The 8,417-nt window shown below is 56.8% G+C and carries 8 protein-coding genes and 1 pseudogene; 1 reads left to right on the top strand and 8 read right to left on the bottom strand.

Annotated elements, in window-relative coordinates; translation table 11 throughout:
• From ACESLM_RS21640 to ACESLM_RS21605, 8 genes and pseudogenes are all read right to left on the bottom strand, one after another.
• Positions 1-226: pseudogene (locus ACESLM_RS21640) on the bottom strand (RNA-guided endonuclease InsQ/TnpB family protein); the annotation flags it as partial.
• Positions 227-348: 122 nt separating this feature from the next.
• Positions 349-771, bottom strand: a complete 423-nt coding sequence (locus tag ACESLM_RS21635) for a M15 family metallopeptidase (protein ID WP_372634155.1) — start codon at positions 769-771, stop codon at positions 349-351.
• Between the two features lie 159 nt (positions 772-930).
• A complete protein-coding gene (locus ACESLM_RS21630) occupies positions 931-1,218 on the bottom strand; it encodes a YqkE family protein (RefSeq protein WP_372634152.1) in 288 nt (95 codons plus the stop codon).
• 48 nt (positions 1,219-1,266) lie between these two features.
• On the bottom strand, positions 1,267-2,184 hold the full coding sequence (locus ACESLM_RS21625; RefSeq protein ID WP_372634150.1) for a glycerophosphodiester phosphodiesterase: 918 nt from the start codon (positions 2,182-2,184) through the stop codon (positions 1,267-1,269).
• A gap of 124 nt (positions 2,185-2,308) precedes the next feature.
• Positions 2,309-3,790, bottom strand: a complete 1,482-nt coding sequence (locus tag ACESLM_RS21620) for a DHA2 family efflux MFS transporter permease subunit (protein WP_372634147.1) — start codon at positions 3,788-3,790, stop codon at positions 2,309-2,311.
• Positions 3,787-4,239 (bottom strand): MarR family winged helix-turn-helix transcriptional regulator, encoded by a 453-nt coding sequence (locus ACESLM_RS21615; RefSeq protein ID WP_372634143.1) that lies wholly within the window; start codon positions 4,237-4,239, stop codon positions 3,787-3,789. Before ACESLM_RS21615 ends, ACESLM_RS21620 begins: the two co-directional genes overlap by 4 nt.
• 337 nt (positions 4,240-4,576) lie before the next feature.
• Positions 4,577-5,128, bottom strand: a complete 552-nt coding sequence (locus ACESLM_RS21610) for an NADPH-dependent FMN reductase (RefSeq protein ID WP_372634140.1) — start codon at positions 5,126-5,128, stop codon at positions 4,577-4,579.
• Between the two features lie 97 nt (positions 5,129-5,225).
• Positions 5,226-7,172 (bottom strand): ATP-dependent DNA helicase, encoded by a 1,947-nt coding sequence (locus ACESLM_RS21605; protein WP_372634137.1) that lies wholly within the window; start codon positions 7,170-7,172, stop codon positions 5,226-5,228.
• Positions 7,173-7,691: 519 nt separating this feature from the next.
• On the opposite strand from ACESLM_RS21605, the gene ACESLM_RS21600 reads away from it, so the two are divergent.
• A complete protein-coding gene (locus ACESLM_RS21600) occupies positions 7,692-8,417 on the top strand; it encodes a C40 family peptidase (RefSeq protein WP_372634134.1) in 726 nt (241 codons plus the stop codon).

Genomic DNA, 8,417 nt, shown 5'->3' with positions numbered 1-8,417 from the left:
GACTTTCATTCATGGGTCCGATGTATTGTTGCAGGGTGTTCAGCACTTCCAGCTGCAGAGGTTGAAGCGGCTTGTCCTGCCGGAACGAGGTAAACACCTGCCGGATATAAAAGTTCGTGGTATTATATAAATGCTTGGCTTCCTGACACCTTTGCTCGAGGTAGGAGAATAAGCGATGGCTTGGCTTGATCCAGATCTGAAACGTTTTGTAGGTGGTTTCTGCCATGATCTCACCTCCTTCAATCCACGCACGTATGTTCCCGTATCTCACTTCATTTTACCCTAATATGAATGAAATACATAGGCTCTTGGAAGGTAATTCGCAGCAGCAGCCGATTCACCCCCCACTTAGCTCCTACGTCGCTTGAAGTGGTCGTCCTCTCGACGGTTTTGATAGAACGCGTCTTTCATCGATGTATCCGACATCTCTTGCGCCCAGCGCTTAAAATGGTCCACCGCCTTCGTTGGCCGGTAGGCGTCGTAGACGAGCAGCACGTATCCGGACTGCTTCAGCTCTTCGTTCGCCCTTTTCAGCGCTTGCGCCGCCTCCTCGGTCATAATCGCGAGCGGCGCTTTGTACCCGTCGATGATCGCTCCGACGAAGTTGTAATCCGATGCGTACCGAATCTCGAACAGGGTGTCCGGGATCAGCTCGTCCTCTTCCTCTCTCGACCTATGGCCGCTATCGCAGTTATAATCGTAGTAGACCAGAGAAACGGAGGGAGTCCGTTGTCCGAAACCCGTCGCGTCGACTGTACGAAATGCCGTCACTACTATATTACATGGGACCCGAACTTCCCGAGAGGCTGCCGGTCGTTCGGCTTCAAATCCCCTGCGATGCCCAGCCTCACGGTACTGTCTTCTTCGGGCAAGCCGTGCATGAGCTTCGAGCCGAAGCCCCTGAAAGCCAAGGACCGCCCCTAGCGCTCGCTACTTATATTTCTTCCAATCGAGCGAAGACTCGTTCAGCAAATACTCGAAATCCTGCTCGCGCCTCTTTCGCTCGGCCTCCTTGGCCGCTTCGGCTTCTTGACGCTTCGCTTCCTTGAGCCTTGCTTCCTCCTGCTTCAGCGTCTCCGCCTGCTGCTTCAGCTTGGCCAGCGTATCCGCCCCGAGCATGTCCTTCAGCGTCACCGGCTTCTCGCCGCCCTGCTCTTGGGGAGCTCCATGGGCTCTTGAAGACTGGTGCCCCGGGTGCCGCTTTTTCCCTTTGGCCATCCGCCATCCCTCCATGCCGCGATCATTCGACGTTAATCATTTTCCTTGTCATGCCTCCGGGTCGTCCAACTCCTCGATCACTTCGAGAAACCGGTCGGGAAAATCCGTATGGACGCCGTCGACTCCCCATTTTACCGCGTTCTCCATATTGACTTGATAGTTGACCGTATACGGGTAGATGAGCAACCCCGCCTCTTTGACTTTATCCACGTAACTCTCGTCGATCCTTAAATAATTCGCTCCGATGCCGTTCGCGTAAGCCCCGATCTCGCTCAGCGTCCGTTCGGAGATCCGCGCGGGCCGAGTGTACCAGAGCAGTTGAAATAACGGCACGTCCTTGTCCCACTCCCGGACCTTCTTCAGGCTGATCTCGCTGAACGATTGGACCGCTACGTGTTTGCGCAAATCGAACTCCTCTACGAGCGCCCACATACTCTCTTCCATGCCGGGGTAATCTTCCGGATCTTTGGTCTCCAGCATGTACCGGGTGTCCTTGCCGAACGTCTCGAAAATTTCGCGAAGCGTCGGAACCTTCTCGTTCGCATAGTCGTCCCTGGCATAGATCGGATGCTTCTCGTTGAACCACGAGCCCGCGTCGAGCGTCTTGATCTGCGCCAGCGTCATGCTCTTCACCCGGCCCGTGCCGTTCGTTGTGCGATCGACCGTCTTGTCGTGCATCGCGATCAATTCCCCGTCCGCCGTCATCTGAACGTCGATCTCGATGTAATCGGCCTTCATCTTGACGCCCAGACGATAGGAAGCCAGCGTGCTTTCGGGCGCATAGCCGGAGGAGCCGCGATGGGCGATCGTCATGATTTTCTCATCCGGCAGAAAGAGGCCCGGAAAGTCGAGCCTGAGGCTGAACAAAAAGGAGATCGATCCCGCGAGAGCGGTCAGCAGCATCAGATGCAGCGCGTAAAAGTACCCTCTGGAAATTTTCATTGGCTCTCGCAACTTCTTAAACATGGATGCCTCCCTGCGATGTCCGGTTCCTTGATACTACCATGTTTGGACGCCGGCTAAAAGAGATCAGGGCCAATTCCACCCGGGAATCGGCCCTGAATGCGCGGCTGCCTCGCGGGCCGCCCGATTAGTTCGCTTGCTTCTGAAGCTGCGGGGAAGCGATCGGCTCCTCGTGCGGCTTTACTTTGCGAATGAAGAAGGCCAGCGCCAACGCCGCGACGGTCATCCAGGTCGCAATGACGAACGAATAGTTGATGCCGTAGATCGTTCCTTGCTGAGTGACCTCGAGCATGGCCGCCTGGTTCGTCGGATCGACGTTGTTCTGGACGATCAGCTCCTTGACGCGGCTGGAGGCGGAATTCGACATGATCGTGACGAGGAACGCCGTTCCGAGCGCGCCCGCAACGTTCCGCAGCGTCTGGGACATCGCCGAGCCGTGCGAGTTCAGCCTTTGCGGCAGCTGGTTCAAGCCGGCGGTCTGAATCGGCATCATCAGCATTGACATGCCGAACATCCGCAGCGAATACATGACGATCAGATGCGTGTAGGTCGTCTCCACCGTCAACTGGCTGAATTCGTAAGTCGTGAACACCGTGATGATCAAGCCGACGACGGCCAGCCAACGGGCTCCGATCTTATCGAAAATAATGCCGGTAATCGGGGACATGATGCCCATCAGGATGGCGCCGGGAAGCAGGAGCAGGCCCGCGTCCATCGGCGAGAAGCCGCGAATCGTCTGCAAATAAATCGGAAGCAGGATCATGCCGGAGAACATCGACATCGTGATAATCACATTAATGACCGTAGTCAGGGAAAACATATTGTACTTGAACACGCGGAATTCGAGAATCGGCTTGTCGATCGTCCACTCTCTCCAGAAGAATAGCGCGAGCGAGACGGCGCCGACGATCAGACTGGCGATCACGCGCGCGCTGCCCCATCCGTCTTGCCCAGCGTCGCTGAAGCCGTATAGAAGGCCGCCGAAGCCAAGCGTCGAGAAAATGATTCCCAGCATATCGAGCTTGGGCATCGAGTTTTGGGTGACGTTCTTCATCGAGAACGCCCCGAAGATCAGCGAAAAGATCGAAATCGGCAGGACGATGTAGAACAGCACCCGCCAGTCGTAATGCTCGACGATCCAGCCGGACAGCGTCGGGCCGACCGCCGGGGCGAAGATCATCGCCAGTCCCATCATCCCCATCGCTTTGCCGCGTTCCTGGATCGGGAAGATCGTCAGGAAAATGACCGTCATGAGCGGCATCAGAATGCCCGCTCCGGCGGCCTGGATCAGACGGCCGGTCAGCACGACCTCGAAGTTCGGCGATACGGCGCATATGATCGTGCCCAGCGTGAACAGGCCGACGGCGGCCAGAAACAACTTCCTGGTCGTAAACCGGTCGATCAAATAGGCGCTTACGGGCACGAGCACGCCGTTCACGAGCAGGTAGCCTGTGGACAGCCATTGCACCGTGTTGGCGTTAATTCCCAGGTCCTCCATCATGACCGGCAAAGCCACGTTCAGCAGAGTCTGCGACAAGATCGCGACGAACGCGGCGATAATAAGCGCGGCGACGATCGGACCTCTCCTCAAATTACTTGCAGTACTCATGGTTTCTCTTCCTCTCTCTGTCTCTGTATGATGTTCACAATCTGCTTGTGTATGCGCTGCAGATGCAAGACGTCTTCCGGGGAAATCTGCGAAAATGCCGCCGTCAGCTGCGAATGCCGCAGCTTGCTGACTTTGCTCCACAGCTCTTCTCCCTTGGGCGTAAGCGTCAACCGGATCGACCGTCTGTTCGTCGGCGGCCGCTCGCGGGACAGCCAGCCGGCCCGCACCATCCTCTCCACGATGCCGCTGGCCGTGCTCGTGACGGAATAAATTTTCTCCGCGAGCTCGTTCAGCCCGATCCCCGGGTTCTCGGAGACGATTTTCATGACGAAATACTGAATGGAGGTAATGCCAAGCCGCTGCGTCGTCGCCGTCATCGACTGGTGAAACGCTTGGTTGACTTCGCGGAACGATTGAAAAAGGGTCTGTATTCCCTCGGTTTCATGCAACGGGAACTCTCCTTTCTGGTTACTCCTTTCTTGGGTAAGGTCGCAAGGTTCGCAAAGGAATATTTCGCATACGAAATAAAATACGCTCTTTTTGATCGTATGTCAATGTTTACATATGTAAAAATGATCATAAAGATGCCAACTTCGGCGCTGGCTGCGACTCCTTCTTCCTCTATACGGCGTTCTCGCGGAACAAGCAAAAACGCCGTCGGCGTCCTCTGGACGATGAAGGCGTTTTGTCGGAGACGATAGCGGATTTTATACTTGCTGAATCGTTAGCAAAAAGGGAGTCTCATCCGCTAAATCGAAAGAGACTCCTTGAATGTCCGGCTATCCGTTAGCCGTCACGGGCAAACTCGATAAACTTGTCCACGACGCGGTCAATATGGCGCAGCGTCGATTCGTCGACGAGCCGATTCGTCGTTTCGTCGAACTTCAGGGCGGCCGAGCTGATGATAATCTCGTTGCCCGCCGGCGGCAGCAGATTGGCCTGAATGCCCGGACTTGCCAATATTTCCCTGAGATGTAGCTGGGCGCGAATCGTTCCCATCATTCCGGGCGATACGCCCGCCGTCATGACCGGCTTGCCGATCAGCACTTTGTCGACGCGCGACAGCCAATCGATCGCGTTCTTGAGCACGCCGGGGACGGACCAGTTGTATTCCGGCGTGACGATGAGCACGCCGTGCGCGGCCGCGATTTTGCGCAGCAGCGTCTGGACCTCATAGGGAGGATTCAGCTCGATGTCTTGATCGAAGAACGGAAGAGATCGAATGTCCGCGATTTCCAGATCCATCTTGTTAATGTAGCGTTCCTTCATCGTGAGCGCCAACTGCATGTTGTAGGAACCCTGTCTCAGACTTCCGATTAGTGCGGCGATTTTCAACATTCGATCGCAACCCCCTTTAATTAGGATTTCTGTTCCTTCTTTCCTTATATTAGCACCACCGGCACGAAAGACAATCCTTATTTTCGCCGAGCGCCGATTAAGCGAACCGAAGCTCGACCCCGTCGGGCAGCAGATCGTTCACGAGCTCCGCGAGCCGGGAGTCGGCGCGCAGCTCCTCCGCGAAGATCGCCACCACGCCCGAATCGTCCCGCGAACGGATCAGCCTGCCGATCCCCTGCTTGAGACGCAGCAGCATGTAAGGCAAATCCACTTCGTCGTACGGGGAGGCGGCGTCAAGCCGCTTGGCGGCGAATACCGGATCGTTCGGGGGAAAAGGCAAAGACCAGACGATGACGTTGGACAGCGACGGGCCTGGAACGTCCAGCCCTTCCCACAGCGTTACGGCGCACAGCACCTTCGTCTCGTCCACCTCGAATTCCGCGATGAGCCGACTGATCTCGCCCTCCCCTTCGAATGCGAATTCGAGATGCGAGATCGCCTCGCAGCCGGGTACGGCCGCTTGAAATTCCGCCAGCTCCTCCCGGGACGGGAACAGCATAAGCGCCCTCCCCCCGGTACGGAGCAGCATGCGAACCGCCGCCTCCATCTTGGCGGAGAAGCCGGATTCGCCGGCATGAAGTGGACAGAGCGCCTCCATCTTGTCTTCGTATTCGTATGGAGAATCCACGCTGAACGACAAATAGCGATCGATTCCGAGCGCGTCGGCCAAGTAGTCGAAGCTGCCGTTAACGGACAGCGTCGCGGAGGAGAAGACGATCGGCATCGCGCGGGAGAAGACGCCTTCGCGCAGCACTTCCTTGACCGCCTTCGGCATGACGACCAACGTCAGCCCGGTCGGGCTGTCCGTCGCCCAGCAGATGAGCGAGCCGGAGCCCTGGAACAGCCCGAGCGCTTTCTGCATCATCTCCAGATGCTCCTCGACGATTCGCAGCTGGTAGCCGTCGAGATTGTACAGCTCGCTCTCGAACACGAGGTCTTCTTCTATGGCATCCAATGTCGCTCGAAGCCTTGCGACCGCCCCGTACAGCTCGCCGTTGAGCCGGACTTCGCGGCGGTCGGAGCCTGGAACGGCGCGGCTGTGACGGTCCAGCAGCCGGAACAGCTCCTCGCTTCCGTCGATCGCTTCGTCAATCCGCATGGCCAGCGTCTCGCGGATCTCGTTCTTCAGCAGCCGCGTGACGAGCTGCTCGAAGTTCTCGTGCTTGATCCGGTACGTCAGCGCCTTCTGCGCCGCCGATTCCAGCAGGTGGCCTTCGTCGAACACGACGGTGCAATGATCGGGGAGCAGCGGAAGCTGGCCTTCTCTCTTCCTGCCCTCATACGTCCAGACGTGCTCCATGTAGAAATCGTGAGAGCAAATGATCAGATCTGCCGACTTGCGGTAATGCTCGCGCGACAGCGTCTGTCCGCAGCGATGCCGCTTCTCGCAGACGAAGCAGTCCTGGAACGGGTCCCAATTGATCCTGTCCCACTGGCGGTCGGTCAGGTGAGGATACATTTTGCGATCCCCGTACGCATGGAACGCCTGCAGCCCCTCGCTCTTGTGCACGAAAGCCGGAAGCGCTTCGTACAGCTCGCGGTACAGCTCCGGCTCCTCGTACTCGGTCCTTGCTTGATCGAGCTTGTTCAGGCACAGATAGCGATCCTGCGACTTGGCCAATCGGGCGTCGATCGACAAGCCCAGATGCTTCGTGAGCTTGGCGATATCCCCTTCCGGCTTGACGAGCTGCTCGATCAGGGACTCGTCCGCGCATGCGATGACCGCCGGCTTCCGATGATAGCAGGCATAGCTGACCGCGTACAGCAAATAAGCGAGCGTCTTTCCGGTTCCGACGCCCGCCTCCGCGAATATCGTCCGCTTCTCCGCGAACGCTTTCTCCAATTGAAATGCCATGTAAATCTGTTCGTCGCGAACTTCGAAACCGGCCTCCGGCAGCGCTTCGTAGAAGACGTCGGCGACCCACTCCCCGACTTGCTGCACGTAAGGTTTACCCGGCTCTACTGCAAATGGATAACGATTCAATGAATAAAGCCTCCACCATAACTTTAAAGGTAGTTCAAAAAGTCCGCTTTTGATCACGAAGCCTCTCGAGAAGCAGACTCGACATCGAATCTTAGATTCAGCCGTCTCTTCCGGTGCTCACGTAGCTTCCACTACGCTCCGCTCCTCATCAACGGTCTTCATCCAACCTTCTTGGTGCTGAAAACCGAACTTTTTGAACTTGCACTATATATCGAGACATTATCACACTTTCGGCCGTTAAATGCAAAGGTTGAATTGAAGCCGGGAGACGCGGTTGTACGGTCCGCCTGCTCGAACGGGTCGTCCGGTTTCCCCGCTTCCCCGTTTGTCAAGCGCTTCCGGATGTGAAAACTCTCATTGTTTTATAAGAAAGGCCGCCAATCCCTTGAAAGCCGCTTTTTCCGCCTATTACTAGAAAATGATGGGCCGAAACGCTGTGGTAAAGTGGGTTGCAGACGAGATCGGACGCGTTAACGCCGATCCACATTCAATCTATAACGAATAAGGGGGCATTTCGCCATGAATAATTCGATTACTAAATATATGTTCAACAAAGCTGTGCTGGGCGCGACGCTCGGTCTGACGATCGCTTTCTCCGCAGGAACAATGTTAGCGGATGGTCATACGGCCCATGCCGCGGCAGGCGCCGCTCAGACGACAGCCGCTAACGAAGCGGCGCGTTCGATCGCGGACGACGTCATCGCCACGGGAGAGAAGTTCATGGGCATCCGCTACGTGTACGGGGCCGAGTCCAACCGCACCGATGCGTTCGATTGCTCTTCGTTCACCCAGTACATCTTCAAACAGAACGGAATCAGTATTCCCCGTTCTTCGCGACAACAAGCGCAAGCCGGCGTATATGTTCCGAAGAGCCAGCTGCAGGCGGGCGACCTGGTCTTCTCCGATACGAACCGGGACGGCGTCATCAACCACGTCAGCCTCTATATCGGGGACGGCAAAATTCTTCACACGTACAGAGTCGGCATCGGCGTTACGATCTCCGAGTTCGAAGGCAGCACTTGGGACAAAACGTACGTGACGGCCCGCCGCGTCATTCCGGCGGATGCGACGACGGATAACGGCCAAACCCAGACGGGTAACGGTGAGACGGACGGCAACGATACGGCGGAGGGGGACAACGGGAACGGCGGAGCCACGAACGGCAACGGCAGCTCCGACAAGAGCGGCGACCGCTTCCCGGATAAACGCCCTTCGCACGACCTGTCCGACCGAGACGACGACTAA

The sequence above is a fragment of the Cohnella sp. genome (assembly GCF_041641335.1).
Classification (GTDB): Bacteria; Bacillota; Bacilli; order Paenibacillales; family Paenibacillaceae; genus Cohnella.
This window is presented reverse-complemented; position numbering and strand designations above follow the sequence as displayed.

Bases quoted from the DNA above. Each gene is read 5' to 3' on its own strand.
- ACESLM_RS21625 (WP_372634150.1), bottom strand. From the start codon at position 2,184: ATGTTTAAGAAGTTGCGAGAGCCAATGAAAATTTCCAGAGGGTACTTT.
- ACESLM_RS21610 (WP_372634140.1), bottom strand. From the start codon at position 5,128: ATGTTGAAAATCGCCGCACTAATCGGAAGTCTGAGACAGGGTTCCTAC.
- ACESLM_RS21620 (WP_372634147.1), bottom strand. From the start codon at position 3,790: ATGAGTACTGCAAGTAATTTGAGGAGAGGTCCGATCGTCGCCGCGCTT.
- ACESLM_RS21600 (WP_372634134.1), top strand. From the start codon at position 7,692: ATGAATAATTCGATTACTAAATATATGTTCAACAAAGCTGTGCTGGGC.
- ACESLM_RS21630 (WP_372634152.1), bottom strand. From the start codon at position 1,218: ATGGCCAAAGGGAAAAAGCGGCACCCGGGGCACCAGTCTTCAAGAGCC.